This window comes from Serpentinimonas sp. SSL01 (assembly GCF_056323735.1).
Genome location: NZ_CM150487.1, coordinates 465,364 through 481,426 on the forward strand (window position 1 = coordinate 465,364; position 16,063 = coordinate 481,426).

Below are 16,063 nucleotides of genomic sequence, written 5' to 3' on the forward strand. Positions count from 1 at the left end.
CCAAACAGCTTCGGTGTTTCAGGTTTTGAAGTAGCCCGATGCTGCCCCGTTGCTCGAGGCGAAAGGGCTGGCGCGCCCAGCCAAGCGGCTATAGGCTTTGACGGCGTCGGCTGGGAAAAGCACATCAAGCGCACGCTGCGCTTGTGCCGACAGGCGGGTGTTGGTCTGGCTGATTTGCTGGATATCGGCGCCTAGGCGCTGCAATTGCAATGCAACCTCAGCAGGTACGGCCGCGCCCTGCGTGGCGGTTTTCTGCAGCAGCGGCAGGTGGTGGGCCATAGACCGGTTCAGTTCTGCGACGGCAGCAACCAAGGCATCCGCGTTTTCGCCATCTATAGATTCCAGCGCCAAGCGCTGCACCGCAGCAACAGCCCCGCGCAAGGCCGTCAAGGTCTCAAGTGCCGCGCGCCAACCGGGGTCGCCAGCAGGGGTGGGCGGGGGCTTGCGCACCAAACCCGGGTTGCTCATCGCATGGGGGCAGAGCCGGTTTCAGAGCGGGGTGCAGAGGCCGCCACGCCGAGCATTTCACGCGCCTGAACCAGCACCTGATCGGCGATGGCTTCGGCGTTGACCGAAAACGAACCGTTTTGGATTGCGCTGCGCATGGCCTGCACCTTTTCGGCGTTGAAAACGTCGGCGCCGGAGCGCGCCACGTTATTGGTCATGGTCTGGGTCACGGCCGAAAGCCGCACCTCGACACTGGCCGCGGTTGCGGACCCGGTGCTGCCAACCGCCTGAGCGGGCACGGCTGCCCGATCCAACATTCGCGTGGACGGACTAACTGCAGCAGGCTTGTCGGTGAGGTGATTGACGTTCATGACGCGCTCCAAACCCCCAGATAAGAGGGGCACTTGAGAGCCTTATCGGCCGAATGAAGCCCGACTTTAACCTTTTTTTGCGGTTCTGGCTATGGCGCTGGTGTCACAGGCGTACAGCGACTGTGTCGGCGTTGATGACCACCCCGTTCACGATTTGCCGATTCGGTAGCCGCACCCGCACCGCTTGGCCGAGCACCCCGTGGCTGAGCGCGGTACCACTGGCGCTTAGTGTAAAGCCCGCGCCATCGAGTTGCAATTTTACTTGGCTGCCCGAGGCAAACATTTGCGGTGCGCGCACCATGCCGTTGCGCAGCACTTGCCCAGGTTGCAGCGCGCTGACCGCCGCCAGGCCCAGCCATTGCTCGGAGCGGGTCAGCGGTGGCGAGGGGTGCGCGGCCCAGTCGATCTCGGTGAGCTCTAAGTCGGACTGGGTCAAGGTGGTACCGGCTCGCACTGGCTGGCGGATGACCCAAGCCGGGCCCCAGGCGCGCACCTCGATGGGCAAAAACACCGTCCAAGCCACCGGGCCTTGCACGCAGCGCAGCCCGATGCGGGTGCGGCCCCAGAGCCGCGTGTTGTTGGGCATAAAGGGTTCGACGCGAGCGCATGGGGCCAATTGCAGACGGCTGTCGAAGCGCCCAACCACCACCTCGGGGCGCAAGGGCAAGTCGGAGCTGGCTTGGGCGATCAGCTGTTCGTTGATCCAGCGCTCAGTCTGTTGCGACCAGGCCTGGTGTGCAGGGCTGGGCTGGGTGGAGGCGGCGGCACCGCTCAAGCCCATTGCGAGCGCCAATACCCACCCCAGCAGCAGGGCAGCATGCCGCACGCGGCTGCGCTGCGGCCTTTGGCAGGGGCAGAGTGGGTTCGGGCGCATGGGGGCAGGTGTGGGTATGGACGGTGTCGCAGCACTGTAGCCCAGTCGTGGGTGCGGGTTGAGCGGAAATAGCCGGCCAATGGGCCGCTTATTCAAGGCTTAACAAGGGCTCAAGTTTTCCACAATCGCGGCATCGGGGCCGAATTCGCTGCAAGCGCCCCCCAACCGCAAGCCGCAGGAGCGCAAGATGTTTGAGCCACTGACCCGGCGTCTCGAGTTCTTCTCGGACGCGCTGCAGTTGCGGGCCCACCGCCAGCAGGTGTTGGCCAGCAACATTGCCAATGCTGACACGCCCGGCTTTGTGGCGCGCGACTTCGATTTTCGCCAAGCGATGGACAGCGTGCGCTCGCGCGGCCCCGAGTTGCGCGCCGGGGCCATGCCAGTGCTCACCGGCGGCGACGCCCGCCACCTGCGCACGTCTGCAACCCTGGCCGACGTACCGGATCGCAACCGCGTGCAGTACAGCGTCCAGACCCAACCCAGCCTCGACGGCAACACCGTGGACCTAGACCAGCAGCGCGCCAACTTCATCCACAACGCGGTGCAGTACGAGTCCACGCTGCGCTTCATCAACGGCCACGTGCGCACCATGCTCAGTGCCATCCAAGGCCAGTAAAGGAGCACCATCGTGTCGATGTTCACCATTTTCAGCGTCTCGGGCAGCGCCATCAGCGCCCAGTCACAGCGCCTCAACACCGTGGCCAGCAACTTGGCCAACGCCGACGCCGTGGCCGGGCCCGATGGGCAGGCCTACCGCGCGCGCCAGGTGGTTTTTCAGACCGTGCCCATGGGCAACAACCCGGCTTCGCAAGGGGTGCGGGTGCAAGACGTGATCGAAAGCCAGGTACCCAACCGGCGCGTGTTTAACCCGCAGCACCCCAACGCCGACGGCGAGGGCTACGTGACGCACTCGAACGTCAACCCGGTCGAAGAAATGGTCAATATGATCTCGGCTTCGCGCTCGTACCAGAACAACGTCGAAGTCATGAACACCGCCAAACACCTGCTGCTGCGCACGCTGCAGATGGGCCAATAAGCGCACACCGGAGCCTCGCCATGTTTATGTCTGCCCTGAGCCGCACCGAGATCGACGCCTACAACGCCAAAGGCGGCGCGCAAGGCCAGGCCACCGATCCGCAAGCGGCGCAAGACCGTTTTCTCAAGCTATTTGTGGCCCAGTTGAGCAACCAAGACCCGCTCAACCCCATGGACAACGCGCAGATGACGAGCCAGATGGCGCAGATCAACACCGTCACCGGCATCCAGCAGCTCAACCAAACCGTCAAGTCGCTGGCCGAGCAGTTTGGCCAGACGCAAGCGGCGCAGGCCGCCAGCTTGGTCGGGCGCCAGGTGGTGGCCCAGGGCAATGCGCTGAGTGTGCACAACGGCGTGGTGCAGGGCAGTTTCAGCCTGCCCCAAGCCAGCGACAGCGTGCGCGTCGATGTGCTGGGCCATGCGGGCGAGTTGCTGGGCAGCACCAGTCTGGGCCCGCGCGGCGCCGGTTTGCAACACTTTGACTGGGTGCCCGAAGGTGTGGATGCGGCGCGCGTGGCCTCGATGCAGGTGCACGCCATGGCCAATGGCCAGGCGCTCACGGCCATGCCGCTGGCGCGCCAGCGCATCGAATCGGTCGGCATCATCGAAGGCCAAGTGCATCTGCGCGCCGCCGACGGCAGTACCCTCAAGCAGCAAGACGTGCTGGCCTTTTTATGAACAATATTCCCAGCATTGATTGGAGCACGACATGAGTTTTCAAACCGGTTTGTCAGGCCTGAACGCGGCTGCACGCAACCTCCAGGTGATCGGGCACAACATCGCCAACGCCAACACCACCGGCATGAAAGCCAGCCGGGCCGAGTTCGCCGAGGTTTATGCCGCCGCTTTGGGCGCGACTGGCGGAGCCAGCGCCGGCATGGGGGTGCAAGTGGCCGCGATAGCGCAACTGTTTACGCAGGGCAACCTCAAAATAACCGGCAATCAGCTCGATCTGGCCATCAACGGGGCCGGGTTTTTCCAAGTCAATGCCCCCGATGGCAGCCCACTGTTTACCCGAAACGGTGAGTTCAAACTCGATAAAGACGGTTTTATCGTCACCAACACCGGCGCGCGCCTGCAAGGTTTTGACACCGACGCGTTGGGTCAGCGCACCAGCGCCGTGACCAGAGACCTGACGCTGCCCACCGGGCAGCCGATTCCGCCACGAGCCTCTGGCATCACGGGGTCCAACCCCTTGAGTCGAGGCATAGAGATCACGGCCAACCTCGACGCGGGTGCGGCGATTGAGTCGCCTCCGACAGCCCCCCTGACGGAGTCCCAAAAGCGCTTTGGTACCGCGCTCAATGCGTTTGATGCGCAAGGCAGCCCGATTGCCGTGCAGCTTTATTTTGTTAAAACGGCCGCCAACACCTGGCAAATTGCAGCCAGCTTGGACAATGGCAACAGCTTGTTGGCAGGCGGCGGCGCCCTGACTTTTGGTGCCAATGGTCAGTTGGCTTCTTCAGCCATATCGAACATCACGATTCCGGCGGCGGTCGCTCCCGCCACCGTGCCGAGTTCAGCGCTCACCATTCCCCTCACTCTGGAAGACTCTGCCGGCACCCCCACCCTGACCCAGTTCGGCTCCCGTTTTGGTGTTTTTGCCCTGACCCAAGATGGTTATGCCGCCGGCGATCTGACCTCGATCGATATCGCTGAAAACGGCGTGGTCATGGCGCGCTACTCCAACGGCATTTCGCGCGCCGAAGGCCAGGTCGCTTTGGCCAACTTTCGCAACTTGCAGGGCTTGCAGCCGATCAATGGCGGCTTCTGGGCGCAGACCTTTGCATCGGGACCTCCCACATTGGGCGGTCCGCAAGAAGGCGGAGTGGGTTTGGTGCGCCAAAATGCGCTGGAGGAATCCAACGTCGAACTGACCCAAGAGCTGGTCAACATGATGGTCGCGCAGCGCTCGTACCAGGCCAACGCGCAGACCATCCGCACGCAGGACCAGGTGTTGCAGACCCTGGTCAATATGCGCTGATGCCGCAAGCTGCGCACTAAACGCCGAGGAGCCCGAGCATGGACCGCATGATCTATCTAGCCCTGTCGGGGGCCAACGCGGCCATGCACCGCAAGCAGGCGCTGACACACAACCTGGCCAACGTGAGCACCAACGGCTTTCGCGCCGAGATGTCCACCTTCCGCTCGGTGCCGCTGCGCGGCGAGGGGGCGAGCACGCGCGCCTTTGCGCTCGAAGCGACCGCCGGCCACCTCGACACCCCTGGGCCGATCAACCAGACCGGGCGCAACCTCGATGTGGCCGCTGCCGGGCGTGCCTTTTTTGCTGTGCAGGCGCTCGACGGCACCGAGGCCTACACCCGCGCCGGTGCCTTGCAGGTGTCGGCCCAAGGGCAGCTGGTGGGCGTCAACGGCTTGCCGATGCTCGACGACGGCGCGGCCCCCATCGCGGTGCCGGCCAACGCCCAGGTGATGATCGCCAGCGACGGCACGGTGAGCGCGCGCGTGGGCGAGGAGCCGCCGCAGGCGCTCGGACGCCTCAAGCTGGTCACGCCCGACGACGCGGCGCAGCGTCTGGTGCGCGGCAACGACGGCCTGTTCCGCGGCGCCGACGGCGGCCCGCTGCCGGCAGACGCCACGGCCACGCTGATCGACGGCGCCCTCGAGGGTTCGAACGTGAACCCGGTCGAGGCCATGGTCGGCATGATCAGCGTGGCGCGCCAGTTCGAACTGCAACTGCGCATGCTGCAAAACGCCGAACGCAACGACCAAACCGCCGCCCGACTGTTGAACCTGCAGGGCTAAACCCGGCCCTTTGCACCCTAGGAGCACACCATGATCAACGCCTTGCAGATCGCCAGCACCGGCATGCGCGCGCAGCAAACCCAGCTCGACGTGATTTCGCACAACTTGGCCAACGTCTCGACCACGGGCTTCAAGCGCAGCAGCGCCATGTTCGAAGACTTGATCTACCAAAATCTGCGTCAGGTCGGGGCCCCCAACGCCGAACAGGCCGAGCTGCCCACCGGTTTGCAGCTCGGGCTGGGGGTGCGCACCGTGGCCACCGCGCGCACCTTTACCCAAGGCAGCTTGCAAAAGACTGAAAACCAGCTCGACGTGGCGATCAACGGCGACGGTTTTTTCCAGATCGAAATGCCCGACGGCAGCACCGCCTACACGCGCGACGGCAGCTTCAAGATCACCGCCGAGGGCCGCTTGGTGAACAACAGCGGCATGCCAGTGATCGGCGCTGTGACCATTCCGCGCGATGCGCGCAGCGTCACCATCGGCGCAGACGGTCAGGTGACGGTGCTGGTGGGCACCAACCCGGCGCCGCAACCGGCGGGTACGATCACACTCGCCACCTTCATCAACCCGGCGGGGCTGGAGCCGCGCGGCCAAAATCTGTTTACTGAAACCGCTGCGTCGGGCGAGGCGGCTGTGGGTGCACCCGGCAGCGAAGGGCGCGGCCCGGTGCTGCAGGGCTTTTTGGAGAGTTCCAACGTGAATGTGGTGCAAGAGCTGGTGGCCATGATCCAGACCCAGCGTGCCTACGAACTCAACTCGCGCGCCGTCCAGACCTCGGACCAGATGCTGGCGCGGTTGGCGCAGATTTGAAGCGGGTTGAAGCGATTCCGCAACCGCGCCCTTAAACCCAGCCGACCTTCCGGATTACGCATCATGAATCCCTTACTGCCGCGCAGGCCCATGGCTGTGCATTTTGCACGACCCGTACGCAGCGGCCCACGTGGGTCGGTGCTGCTGGTGACCCTGTTGGGCGCGCTGGTTTTGAGCGGCTGCGAAACCCTGTCGCAAGTGCCCCAGGTCGATCTGGTGCCGGCGCCGCGCACCCTCGACTTCCCGCAGGCGCAGGCCGCACCGGCGGCACCGCTCAACGGCAGCTTGTTTGCCGCCGCCACCTTTCGTCCGGGCTTTGAGGACCACCGCGCGCGCTTGGTGGGCGATGCGCTCACGATCCAGATCAGCGAACGCGTCAGCGCCACGCAAGAGAGTGCGACCACGGTCAACCGCAATTCGGAACTCAGCGCCGGGGTGACCGCCTTTCCGCTGGCGCGCGCACGCGAACTCGGACGCCTGAATGCTGCGGCCGAGACCGAAAACACCTTCAACGCCGACGGCTCGACCGAAGCCACCCACACCTTTGCCGGCAGCATCACGGCGGTGGTGACGCAGGTGCTGCCCAACGGGCACCTGGTGGTGGTGGGCGAAAAACAGATCGGCGTGAACCAAAACGTGGATGTGCTGCAGTTTTCGGGCACGGTCGATCCGCGCACCATCCGGCCCGGCAACACGGTTCAGTCCACTCAGGTGGCCAACGTGCGCGTGCTCTCGCGTGGCCGCGGCGCGCAGGCCGACGCGCACACATTTGGCTGGCTTTCACGCTTCTTTTTAACGCTTATGCCGTTCTAAAGTTTTACACAATCGGTTCATCGGGTTCGGCTTGCAGCCGCACACCCCGCACCGGAGCTCGCACGATGAACCGTTTTACCCCAACACAAGCCGACCAGCCCAGTGTTGCCGCCGTGTCTCGGGTGGCGGGTCTGATGCTTGGGACTGCGGGTCGCAGCTTGGGGTTGTTTGGGTTCTTGCGCTCGGCCGCATTGGTGGTCGGTTTGCTGTTCGTCGCCGTTGGCGCACTGCACGCCAGCACGCGCATTCAAGACGTGGCCTCGGTGCAGGGCGTGCGCAGCAACCCGCTGACCGGCTATGGGCTGGTGGTGGGGCTCGATGGCACCGGCGACCAAGCGGCCCAAATGCCCTTTAGCGCGCAGTCGCTGCGCAACTACCTCGAGCAACACGGCCTGAGCCTGCCGCCGGGCGCCAACTTTCAGCCGCGCAACGTGGCGGCGGTGCTGGTCACGGCGCAGCTGCCGGCCTTTGCCCAGCCGGGGCAGGCCATCGATATCACGGTGTCGTCGATCGGCAATGCGCGCTCGCTGCGCGGCGGCACCCTCATCACCACGCCCTTGCGCGGGGTCGATGGCCAGATCTACGCCTTGGCACAGGGCAATTTGATCGTCGGCGGCGCCGGGGCCGCAGCCGCCGGCGCCCAGGTGGTGATCAACCACTTGAGTGTGGGTCGCATCCCCAACGGCGGCCAGGTGGAGCGCAGCGTGCCCACGCCTTTTTTGCTCGGCACCACCATCGACCTGAACCTGAACGCCGCCGACTTTCAAACCGCGCGCCGGGTGGCGCTGTCGATCAACCAAGCCAAGGGCGCGGGCACGGCGCAAGCGCTCGACGGCCGCGTGGTGCGCCTGCGCGCCCCGACCGACCCCAACGAGCGCGTCGCCTTTTTGGCCGATATCGAGCAGTTGCCCCTGCAGCTGGCGCCGCCCACGGCGCGCGTGGTGGTGAATTCGCGCACCGGCTCGGTGGTCATGAACCAGAGCGTGACCCTGGCCCCGGCGGCGGTGGCGCACGGCAACCTCACGGTCACCATCCGCGTTACGCCGCAAGTGGCCATGCCACCGTCGTTTGCCCCGCCCGGCACGCCACCGGTGGTGGTCGAACAGGCCGAGGTGCAGATCGGCCAAGAGGGCGGGGCGCTGATCCAACTGCCCGCCAGCACCCAACTCAGCGAGGTGGTGCGCGCCCTCAACGCCATGGGGGCCACGCCGATGGATCTGGTCTCGATTCTGCAAGCCTTGCGCGCGGCCGGCTCGCTGCGCGCCGAACTCGAGGTGATCTGAGCATGAACACCCAGCCTGCCGCTGCCTCGGGCGCTGCGCTGGTGCTGGCGCAGCAGCGCGGGCTGGCCGCCGACAGCAACTCGCTCAACCAACTCAACCAGCTGGCCGGGCGCGACAGCCGCGCCGCCATCCGCGAGACCGCGCGCCAGTTCGAGGCCCTTTTTATGCGCGAACTGCTCAAGAGCATGCGCGAAGCGACGATGAGTACCGGACTGATGGGCGACGAAGCCGGTGGCTTGGGCAGCCAGTTGCTCGACGAGCAATGGGCGGTCAAGCTCACCGGCCTGCCCAGGGGCTTGGGTGAAATGATCGAACGCCAACTGATGCAGCAAACCCAGGGCGCGCAGGAGCCTGCCAGCGCCGGCCCGGCAGCGGCCCATGCGCCCGCTGCAGCCGTTGCCGCGCGGCCGCCGTTTGCCACCCCGAGCCAAGCCCAAGCCAGCTTCGTGGCCCAGCACCGCCAGGCGGCGCAGCAGGTCGAGCGCGAGAGCGGCATCCCGGCCAGTTTCATGATCGGCAAGGCCGCGCACGAGACCGGCTGGGGCCGCAGCCCGATCCGCAACGCCGACGGCTCCGACAGCTTCAACCTCTTTGGCATCAAGGCCACACCGGGCTGGCGCGGGCGCGTGGCCGAGATCACCACCACCGAGTACGTCAACGGCGCGCCGCAGCGCATGGTGCAGCGCTTTCGCGCTTACGATAACCCGATCGATGCCTTTCGCGACTACGCGCGCCTGATCGGGCGCAGCCCGCGCTACGCCGAAGTGATGCAAAACCTGCACTCGCCCCACGCCTTTGCCCGTGAGGTGCAAGAGGCCGGCTACGCCACCGATCCGCGCTACGCCGCCAAGCTCGAGCGCATGATCAACGCCACCCTCAACGTCAAGCGAGCCCTGGGCTAAGCGGAGGCTGTCATGAGTTTCAACATCGGCGTCACCAGCTTATTGAGCAACCAGGCCGCGTTGCAGGTGGTTGGGCACAACATCGCCAACGCCAACACGCCCGGCTTTTCCCGCCAAACCGTGAGCTTGCAGCAAGTGCCAGGGCAGCAGTTTGGTATCGGCTATTTCGGTCGAGGGGTGCAGGTGGCTGGGGTGGAGCGTGCCTTCAACCAGTTCCTCACGCGCGAGGCCAACATCACGGCGGCGGCTTCCGAGGCATCCAAACTGCGCTATCAGCGCTTGCAAGCGCTCGAAGCCCTGTTCCCCATGGGTGCCGCTGGCCTAGGGCAGCAGCTCAATGGTTTTTTGAATTCGTGGGCAGATGCCCTGGCCTCGCCCACCAACCAAACGGCACGCGCCGTGGTGCTCACGGGCGCCGACGACCTTGCACGGCGCCTCAATGGCAGCGCCGAACAGCTCGAGCAGTTGCGCACCACCACCCGCGCCCAGCTAGATGCCAGCCTTGCCCAAATCAACCAGCTCAGCGTCGGGGTTGCGCAGATGAATCAGCGCATCGTCGATGGTTTTGCTGCCGGTGTTCCGCCCAACGACTTGCTCGACCAGCGCGACCGGTTGCTGGCAGACCTGAATCGCATCATCCAAGTGCATACTTTGGAGGCCGACGACCGTTCGATGACGGTGTTTGTCGGAGGAAGCATGCCGCTGGTGCTGGGTTCACGCGCCACGGCGCTGGTGGGCTCCGAGAGCATCAGCCCCGATGGCCGTTACACCGTGGGCTTTGGCAACGCTGCCACCGTGCTCAACGACGATTTGATCGGTGGCGGCACGCTGCGCGGGGCCCTGACTTTTTTCAATGACGATGTGGCTGGCGTGAGCAACCAACTCGGGCGCTTGGCCCTGGCCACACTCGAGCTGACGAATCGCCAGCACCGTCAAGGTCTGGATTTGAATGGTCAGGAGGGGCAGGATTTTTTCCGGCCCCTTGCGGCCAGCTACTGGACCCAGGCCGTGGTGCCAGTGGTCAACACCGTGACGCCTCCTACGGCATTGAACGTGAGCGTGGGCATGGACCCTGCCGCTGACGCACCGACGCAGTTTCGGGCATCGGACTACCGGGTCACTTTCACGGGTGCTGGTGCTGGCAACCTGACCCGCATCAGCGATGGCTTCAGCGTCGCCTTTGCCGCGCCGACCACCGATTTGTCCTTGGACGGTCTGCGCTTTGGCGGTCTGGCCAGTGGTGCTGCAGGAACCGAGGTGCTGCTGCGGCCGTTTCGGGGCGTGGCTGCTGCCATGGCGGTGAATCTGTCTGCGCCTTCGCAGCTGGCGCTGTCCAGCCCGGTGGTGGTTGCGGCGGCGGCGGGCAATTCTGGCAATGCACAAGTGGAGGCCCTGTATCGGCCCACCGGGCAAATGCCACCGTTTGCTGATGTACCGGCCACGATCACCTTTGTTGCCGGCGGCTACACCATCAACGGCGGACCTACGCAAGCTTTTGTTTCGGGCCAAGCAATAGTGGGCAGCGGTTTCAGCCTCACCCTGCGCGGCGCGCCAGCCGTCGGCGACACCTTTAACGTGCGTGAGCCGCTGCCCACAGAAAACTTGCGCCAGAATGCCGGCAACGGCCAAGCGCTGCTGGCGCTGCGCGACCTGGCGACCATCGACGGTTTTATGCTGTCGGATGGGTACATCCCGGTCTTTAGCGCCGTGGCGGCTGGTTTGCAGCGGGCGCAAACCGATTCCGAATTTCACACCCGCTTGGCGCTCAATGCCGAGAGTGCGCGCGCCAATCAGGCTGGCGTCAACCTTGACGAAGAGGCGGCGCGGTTGCTGCAGTTCCAGCAGGCTTACCAAGCCAGTGCGCGCTATCTGCAAAGCATGCAGTCGATTTTTGATACCTTGCTGGCCAGCTTTGGTCGTTAAAGGAGGGGAACCATGAGCATCACACGCGTCGCCACTGCCAATGCCTTTGATGCCAGCATCGCCCGCATTAGCCAGCGCAGCGCCGAATTCTCCGATTTGCAAGAAAAGCTCTCGGCCGGCAAGCGCGTGCTGCGCGCCAGCGACGACCCGGTGGCCGCCACCATGGCCGAGCGCGAGCACAACCGGATCTTGCGCACCGATGCCGATTTGCGCGCGCTCGAGCGCTCGCGCTCCAGTCTGCAATTGGCAGAAGGGTCCGTGGCTCAAATGGGCGAATTTTTGGCACGTTTTCAAGAGCTGCTGGTGCAGGGCAGCAATTCGGTGCTGACCAGCAGCGACCGCAATTCCATCAGCCTCGAGATGCGCGGCCTGCGCGAACAGGTGCTGAACCTGGCCAATGTGCAAGACGCCGAGGGCAACGCTTTGCTCGGTGGTTTGGGCGTGACCAACGCCAGCGGTCGGCCGTTTGAGCAAGTCGGGCCGCCGACCGGCGTCACGACGCGCCTGCTCGCCGGGCAAGCGGCGGCGACCGAAGTCGGGCTGCCCAACCGCGTCGATGGCGATTTTGCCTTGAACAACTTGGCCTCGGTCGACCCCGATGTGGTCGGCAACACCGACCTGTTTGCCATCATGCAGCGCGCCATTGACACGCTCGAAGACACGGGCTTGAGCGCAACCGCGCGCACGGCAGCGCTGGCGCATGTCAACGCCGATTTACAAACCGGCCAAGACCGTTTGCTGCTGGTGCGCGGCCGTTTGGGCGAATTGCTGCAACGTGCCGACAGCATCGACAGCATGTTGCAAGACCGCTCGCTGGCTGGGCAGCAGGCCCTGTCGCAACTCACCGACCTCGACATGGTGCGCGCGATCTCCGATTTCCAAACGCGGCAACTGGGGCTGCAAGCAGCGCTGCAGTCTTACGCTCAGGTGCAGCGTTTGTCGTTGTTTCAGTTCATCGCCTGAGTTTGCGGCGCGCACAAAAAAAGCCGGGAGGCTCTTCAGCTCCCCGGCTTTTTTGGTTCGCCAGCCCCGAACCCAGAAGGCCCGTGCCGGCGACCAGTGGCTCACGCCAGCGACATCACATGTCCATGCCGCCCATGCCGCCCATACCACCCATGCCGCCGCCCGGCATGGCCGGTGCGTCGTCTTTGGGGGCTTCGGCCACCATGGCCTCGGTGGTCAGCATCAGCGCCGCCACCGACGCAGCGTTTTGCAGCGCCGTGCGCGTGACCTTGGTCGGGTCCAGAATGCCCATGTCGATCATGTCGCCATAGGTGTCGTTGGCGGCGTTGAAGCCGTAGTTGCCCTTGCCGGCCAGCACCGAGTTGACGACCACGCTGGGCTCGCCACCGGCGTTGGCGACGATGATGCGCAGTGGCTCTTCGACCGCGCGCAGCACCAGCTTGATGCCGGCTTCTTGGTCGGCGTTGTCGCCCTTGACCGCGCCGATGGCTTGGCGTGCACGCAGCAGCGCCACGCCGCCGCCGGCCACAATGCCTTCTTCCACGGCCGCGCGGGTGGCGTGCAGCGCGTCTTCAACGCGGGCTTTCTTCTCTTTCATCTCGACTTCGGTGGCGGCACCGACCTTGATCACCGCCACGCCGCCGGCCAGCTTGGCCACGCGCTCTTGCAGCTTCTCACGGTCGTAGTCGCTGGTGGCTTCTTCGATCTGGATGCGGATCTGCTTGACGCGCGCTTGGATGTCGTCTTCAGCGCCGGCACCGTCGATGATGGTGGTGTTTTCTTTGCCCACTTCGATGCGCTTGGCTTGGCCCAGATCGGCCAGCGTGACCTTCTCGAGCGTCAGGCCGACTTCTTCGGCGATCACTTTACCGCCGGTCAGGATGGCGATGTCTTCCAGCATCGCTTTGCGACGGTCGCCAAAGCCCGGGGCCTTGACCGCCACCACTTTCAGGATGCCGCGGATGGTGTTGACCACCAGCGTGGCCAGCGCCTCGCCTTCGACGTCTTCGGCAATGATCAGCAGCGGGCGGCCGGCCTTGGCCACGGCTTCGAGCGTGGGCAGCAGGTCGCGGATGTTGCTGATTTTCTTGTCGAACAGCAGCACGAAGGGGTTGTCCAGCAGCGCCGCTTGTTTTTCGGGGTTGTTGATGAAGTAGGGCGAGAGGTAGCCACGGTCGAACTGCATGCCTTCGACGATGTCGAGCTCGTTGTCCAGGCTCTTGCCGTCTTCAACCGTGATCACGCCTTCTTTGCCGACCTTGTCCATCGCCTTGGCGATGATGTCGCCGATGCTGGCGTCGGCGTTGGCCGAGATCGCGCCCACTTGAGCGATTTCTTTGCTGGTGGTGGTGGGCTTGGAGGCTTTCTTCAGCTCTTCGACCAGGGCGGTGACGGCCTTGTCGATGCCGCGCTTGAGGTCCATCGGGTTCATGCCGGCGGCCACGTACTTCATGCCTTCGCGCACGATGGCTTGGGCCAGCACCGTGGCGGTGGTGGTGCCGTCACCGGCGTTGTCGCTGGTCTTGGAAGCGACTTCCTTGACCATCTGCGCGCCCATGTTTTGCAGCTTGTCTTTGAGCTCGATTTCTTTGGCCACCGAAACACCGTCTTTGGTCACGGTGGGAGCGCCGAAGCTGCGCTCGAGCACCACGTTGCGGCCTTTGGGGCCCAGGGTCACCTTCACGGCGTTGGCCAGGATGTTCACACCCTCGACCATGCGGGCGCGGGCTTCACCGCCGAAAACTACGTCTTTTGCTGCCATTTGTTGCTATCCTTGAAATGAGTGGGGGTGAATGGGGCGCGCTTCAGCGCACGACGACCGCGAACAGGTCGTCTTCTTTCATGACCAGCAGCTCGTCGCCATCGACCTTGACGGTCTGGCCGCTGTACTTGCCAAACAACACGCGGTCGCCGACCTGCACGCTCAGGGCTTTGGTTTCGCCTTTGTCGTTGGTCTTGCCCGGGCCGACGGCCAGCACTTCACCTTGGTCGGGTTTTTCGGCGGCGTTGTCGGGGATCACGATGCCCGAAGCGGTTTTGGTTTCCTGTTCCAAGCGCTTGACGATCACGCGATCGGCGAGGGGGCGAAGTTTCATGGGTTCTCCTGTCACAAAAAAGGCACACACAAAGGTGCGGTTGCTACGAAAGTCGTGGGGGCCGGCCGCGGCTGCCTTGGGCAGGCCGCCGACCGAGGCCGTTGTTAGCACTAACCACCAACGAGTGCTAATGATAAGGGCGCAGCGCCGCTTTTCAAGGGGGGGTGGCGAAAATCTACGCTTGGTCTTGCGGCCACAGCCCGGCCAAGCGTTCGCGCGGCCAGCCGGTCAGGCGCTGCAGCAGCGCCCAGTCGAAACCCGGGCCGGGGTCGGCCTTGCGCCCGGGGGCGATGTGCTGGTGCCCGGCCACGTGCTCAATCGGGTAGCGCGCCGCGAGCTCGAGGCACAGCGCGGCCAGCGTTGGGTACTGGGCTGGCTCGAAGGGCTCGCCTTCCAGGCCTTCGAGCTCGATGCCGATGGAAAAATCGTTGCAGTTGGGCCGGTCCTGCCACTGCGAGGCCCCGGCATGCCAGGCGCGGCGCTCGCAGTCCACAAACTGCAGCAGCTCGCCGCAGCGGCGAATGAAGTAGTGCGCCGACACCTGCAGGCCCCGGATCGACTCAAAGTAGGGGTGCGCGCCCCAGTCCAGCGTGCCAGCAAACAGTTGCTCGACCTGCGGGCCGCCGTACTGCCCCGGCGGCAGGCTGATGGAGTGCAACACCAGCAGCGTGATGCGCGCCTGCGGCGGGCGCGCGCCGTGGTGCGGGCTGGGGCAGCGGCGGGGGGTGGGCATGGGCACGGCGGAAGGGCTTTAGGAGAAAGGCGGGTTGGGGGCGGTGAGGTTCAGGATATTGAGTCTAGCTGGAGTGGGCGGCACATTTACCCGAGTCAGTCCAGATAAGGGTGTCAGCCCAGATGTCGATGTCCAGATGCCGAGCGCAATGGCTTACACTTGCCGCCATGCAAGCCGATGCCAGCCCCCCACCTGCCCCCAAGCCCGAGCCCGATTCGGGGGCCTGTGGAGCTGCTGCACCGCCCCCGCCCCCAAGCCTACCCCCGCCACGGCGCATCAAGGGCATCTACGTGCTGCCCAACCTGATCACACTGGCAGGGCTGTTCGGTGGGTTTTATGCCGTGGTCATGGCCATGAACGGCCGTTTTGATCTGGCCACGCTGGGTATTTTTGCGGCCATGGTGCTCGACAGCCTCGACGGCCGGGTGGCGCGCCTGACGCGCACGCAAAGCGCCTTTGGCGAGCAGATGGACTCGCTGGCCGATATGGTCTCGTTTGGCGCCGCGCCGGCGTTGGTGGCTTACGAGTGGGCGCTGTACGACCTGGGGCGCTGGGGCTGGATTGCGGCTTTTGTCTATTGCGCCTGCGCGGCGCTGCGGTTGGCGCGCTTTAATGTGAACACCGCCGTGGTCGATCGGCGCTACTTCCAGGGCCTGCCCTCGCCGGCGGCGGCGGCGCTGGTGGCGGGCTTCATCTGGCTGGCGACCGAGTTCGAGGTCAGCCCCCCCGATCTGGTCTGGCCGATGTTCGCCCTCATGCTTTACGCTGGGCTGACCATGGTCTCCAACATCCCCTTTTACAGCTTCAAAGACCTCAACCTCAAGCGCAGCGTGCCGTTCGTGGTGATCGTGCTGGTGGCGTTGGGGATCGCGGTGATCAACATCCATCCGCCGCTGGTGCTGTTTGGCCTGATCGCCGGCTATGCCGCCTCGGGCTACGTGGTGTATGGCTGGCGCAAGCTGCGCGGCGAGCCCACCAGCGTGGTGAGCACCAGCACCCACGACCCAGACGAAAAAGACCTGCACCGCTGAAGGTGATAGGCAG

General features: G+C 64.8%; 18 protein-coding genes. 12 read left to right on the forward strand and 6 right to left on the reverse strand.

The genetic code is table 11. The features are described 5' to 3' along the window. Positions 1 to 18: 18 nt before the first annotated feature. The 3 genes from ACVMK0_RS02170 to flgA form a co-directional block, all read right to left on the reverse strand. Positions 19 to 468, reverse strand: a complete 450-nt coding sequence (locus tag ACVMK0_RS02170) for a hypothetical protein (RefSeq protein WP_045534653.1) — start codon at positions 466 to 468, stop codon at positions 19 to 21. Then, the gene (gene flgM / locus ACVMK0_RS02175; protein WP_082027169.1) at positions 465 to 818 is read right to left on the reverse strand and encodes a flagellar biosynthesis anti-sigma factor FlgM; all 354 of its coding nucleotides are present in this window, start codon (positions 816 to 818) and stop codon (positions 465 to 467) included. Before flgM ends, ACVMK0_RS02170 begins: the two co-directional genes overlap by 4 nt. 103 nt (positions 819 to 921) lie before the next feature. Next, positions 922 to 1,692 (reverse strand): flagellar basal body P-ring formation chaperone FlgA, encoded by a 771-nt coding sequence (gene flgA / locus ACVMK0_RS02180; RefSeq protein WP_476464148.1) that lies wholly within the window; start codon positions 1,690 to 1,692, stop codon positions 922 to 924. 187 nt (positions 1,693 to 1,879) lie between these two features. On the opposite strand from flgA, the gene flgB reads away from it, so the two are divergent. The 11 genes from flgB (at position 1,880) to ACVMK0_RS02235 (ending at position 12,190) form a co-directional block, all read left to right on the forward strand. Continuing rightward, positions 1,880 to 2,308, forward strand: coding sequence for a flagellar basal body rod protein FlgB (gene flgB / locus ACVMK0_RS02185; protein ID WP_476464149.1), 429 nt, complete (start codon positions 1,880 to 1,882; stop codon positions 2,306 to 2,308). A gap of 12 nt (positions 2,309 to 2,320) precedes the next feature. Then, positions 2,321 to 2,728, forward strand: a complete 408-nt coding sequence (flgC, locus tag ACVMK0_RS02190; RefSeq protein WP_250959783.1) for a flagellar basal body rod protein FlgC — start codon at positions 2,321 to 2,323, stop codon at positions 2,726 to 2,728. Positions 2,729 to 2,748: 20 nt separating this feature from the next. Further along, entirely contained in the window at positions 2,749 to 3,405 is a 657-nt protein-coding gene (locus ACVMK0_RS02195) for a flagellar hook assembly protein FlgD (RefSeq protein WP_250959782.1), read from the forward strand. 31 nt (positions 3,406 to 3,436) lie between these two features. Beyond that, entirely contained in the window at positions 3,437 to 4,711 is a 1,275-nt protein-coding gene (flgE, locus tag ACVMK0_RS02200; RefSeq protein ID WP_476464150.1) for a flagellar hook protein FlgE, read from the forward strand. A 38-nt stretch (positions 4,712 to 4,749) separates the two neighbouring features. After that, positions 4,750 to 5,493 carry a flagellar basal body rod protein FlgF gene (locus ACVMK0_RS02205; RefSeq protein WP_250959780.1) on the forward strand — a complete coding sequence of 248 codons (744 nt, stop codon included), beginning with the start codon at positions 4,750 to 4,752 and terminating at the stop codon, positions 5,491 to 5,493. 30 nt (positions 5,494 to 5,523) lie between these two features. Further along, complete coding sequence (gene flgG, locus ACVMK0_RS02210) at positions 5,524 to 6,306, forward strand: flagellar basal-body rod protein FlgG (RefSeq protein WP_250959779.1); 783 nt, start codon at positions 5,524 to 5,526, stop codon at positions 6,304 to 6,306. A gap of 90 nt (positions 6,307 to 6,396) precedes the next feature. Next, positions 6,397 to 7,119 (forward strand): flagellar basal body L-ring protein FlgH, encoded by a 723-nt coding sequence (locus ACVMK0_RS02215; protein WP_250959778.1) that lies wholly within the window; start codon positions 6,397 to 6,399, stop codon positions 7,117 to 7,119. A 134-nt stretch (positions 7,120 to 7,253) separates the two neighbouring features. After that, a complete protein-coding gene (locus tag ACVMK0_RS02220) occupies positions 7,254 to 8,402 on the forward strand; it encodes a flagellar basal body P-ring protein FlgI (RefSeq protein WP_476464633.1) in 1,149 nt (382 codons plus the stop codon). A gap of 2 nt (positions 8,403 to 8,404) precedes the next feature. After that, positions 8,405 to 9,304, forward strand: coding sequence for a flagellar assembly peptidoglycan hydrolase FlgJ (flgJ, locus tag ACVMK0_RS02225; RefSeq protein WP_250959777.1), 900 nt, complete (start codon positions 8,405 to 8,407; stop codon positions 9,302 to 9,304). A gap of 12 nt (positions 9,305 to 9,316) precedes the next feature. Next, the gene (gene flgK / locus ACVMK0_RS02230; RefSeq protein ID WP_476464151.1) at positions 9,317 to 11,227 is read left to right on the forward strand and encodes a flagellar hook-associated protein FlgK; all 1,911 of its coding nucleotides are present in this window, start codon (positions 9,317 to 9,319) and stop codon (positions 11,225 to 11,227) included. A gap of 12 nt (positions 11,228 to 11,239) precedes the next feature. Continuing rightward, complete coding sequence (locus tag ACVMK0_RS02235; RefSeq protein WP_476464152.1) at positions 11,240 to 12,190, forward strand: flagellin N-terminal helical domain-containing protein; 951 nt, start codon at positions 11,240 to 11,242, stop codon at positions 12,188 to 12,190. 115 nt (positions 12,191 to 12,305) lie between these two features. On the opposite strand, the gene groL is transcribed toward ACVMK0_RS02235, so the two are convergent. From groL to ampD, 3 genes are all read right to left on the reverse strand, one after another. Then, the gene (gene groL / locus ACVMK0_RS02240) at positions 12,306 to 13,952 is read right to left on the reverse strand and encodes a chaperonin GroEL (RefSeq protein ID WP_045534675.1); all 1,647 of its coding nucleotides are present in this window, start codon (positions 13,950 to 13,952) and stop codon (positions 12,306 to 12,308) included. Between the two features lie 43 nt (positions 13,953 to 13,995). Then, a complete protein-coding gene (gene groES, locus ACVMK0_RS02245) occupies positions 13,996 to 14,286 on the reverse strand; it encodes a co-chaperone GroES (RefSeq protein ID WP_029463242.1) in 291 nt (96 codons plus the stop codon). 175 nt (positions 14,287 to 14,461) lie between these two features. After that, positions 14,462 to 15,019, reverse strand: coding sequence for a 1,6-anhydro-N-acetylmuramyl-L-alanine amidase AmpD (gene ampD / locus ACVMK0_RS02250; protein WP_045534676.1), 558 nt, complete (start codon positions 15,017 to 15,019; stop codon positions 14,462 to 14,464). Positions 15,020 to 15,186: 167 nt separating this feature from the next. Here ampD and pssA point away from each other — a divergent pair, with 167 nt between their 5' ends. Beyond that, positions 15,187 to 16,050, forward strand: a complete 864-nt coding sequence (pssA, locus tag ACVMK0_RS02255; protein ID WP_082027172.1) for a CDP-diacylglycerol--serine O-phosphatidyltransferase — start codon at positions 15,187 to 15,189, stop codon at positions 16,048 to 16,050. Positions 16,051 to 16,063 lie beyond the last annotated feature (13 nt).

Excerpts from the sequence above, each read along its gene's own strand:
- ACVMK0_RS02170 (WP_045534653.1), bottom strand. The coding sequence starts at position 468 with ATGAGCAACCCGGGTTTGGTGCGCAAGCCCCCGCCCACCCCTGCTGGC.
- flgM (WP_082027169.1), bottom strand. The coding sequence starts at position 818 with ATGAACGTCAATCACCTCACCGACAAGCCTGCTGCAGTTAGTCCGTCC.
- flgA (WP_476464148.1), bottom strand. The coding sequence starts at position 1,692 with ATGCGCCCGAACCCACTCTGCCCCTGCCAAAGGCCGCAGCGCAGCCGC.
- flgB (WP_476464149.1), top strand. The coding sequence starts at position 1,880 with ATGTTTGAGCCACTGACCCGGCGTCTCGAGTTCTTCTCGGACGCGCTG.
- ACVMK0_RS02195 (WP_250959782.1), top strand. The coding sequence starts at position 2,749 with ATGTTTATGTCTGCCCTGAGCCGCACCGAGATCGACGCCTACAACGCC.
- flgE (WP_476464150.1), top strand. The coding sequence starts at position 3,437 with ATGAGTTTTCAAACCGGTTTGTCAGGCCTGAACGCGGCTGCACGCAAC.
- ACVMK0_RS02205 (WP_250959780.1), top strand. The coding sequence starts at position 4,750 with ATGGACCGCATGATCTATCTAGCCCTGTCGGGGGCCAACGCGGCCATG.
- flgG (WP_250959779.1), top strand. The coding sequence starts at position 5,524 with ATGATCAACGCCTTGCAGATCGCCAGCACCGGCATGCGCGCGCAGCAA.
- ACVMK0_RS02215 (WP_250959778.1), top strand. The coding sequence starts at position 6,397 with ATGGCTGTGCATTTTGCACGACCCGTACGCAGCGGCCCACGTGGGTCG.
- ACVMK0_RS02220 (WP_476464633.1), top strand. The coding sequence starts at position 7,254 with ATGCTTGGGACTGCGGGTCGCAGCTTGGGGTTGTTTGGGTTCTTGCGC.
- flgJ (WP_250959777.1), top strand. The coding sequence starts at position 8,405 with ATGAACACCCAGCCTGCCGCTGCCTCGGGCGCTGCGCTGGTGCTGGCG.
- flgK (WP_476464151.1), top strand. The coding sequence starts at position 9,317 with ATGAGTTTCAACATCGGCGTCACCAGCTTATTGAGCAACCAGGCCGCG.
- ACVMK0_RS02235 (WP_476464152.1), top strand. The coding sequence starts at position 11,240 with ATGAGCATCACACGCGTCGCCACTGCCAATGCCTTTGATGCCAGCATC.
- groL (WP_045534675.1), bottom strand. The coding sequence starts at position 13,952 with ATGGCAGCAAAAGACGTAGTTTTCGGCGGTGAAGCCCGCGCCCGCATG.
- groES (WP_029463242.1), bottom strand. The coding sequence starts at position 14,286 with ATGAAACTTCGCCCCCTCGCCGATCGCGTGATCGTCAAGCGCTTGGAA.
- ampD (WP_045534676.1), bottom strand. The coding sequence starts at position 15,019 with ATGCCCACCCCCCGCCGCTGCCCCAGCCCGCACCACGGCGCGCGCCCG.
- pssA (WP_082027172.1), top strand. The coding sequence starts at position 15,187 with ATGCAAGCCGATGCCAGCCCCCCACCTGCCCCCAAGCCCGAGCCCGAT.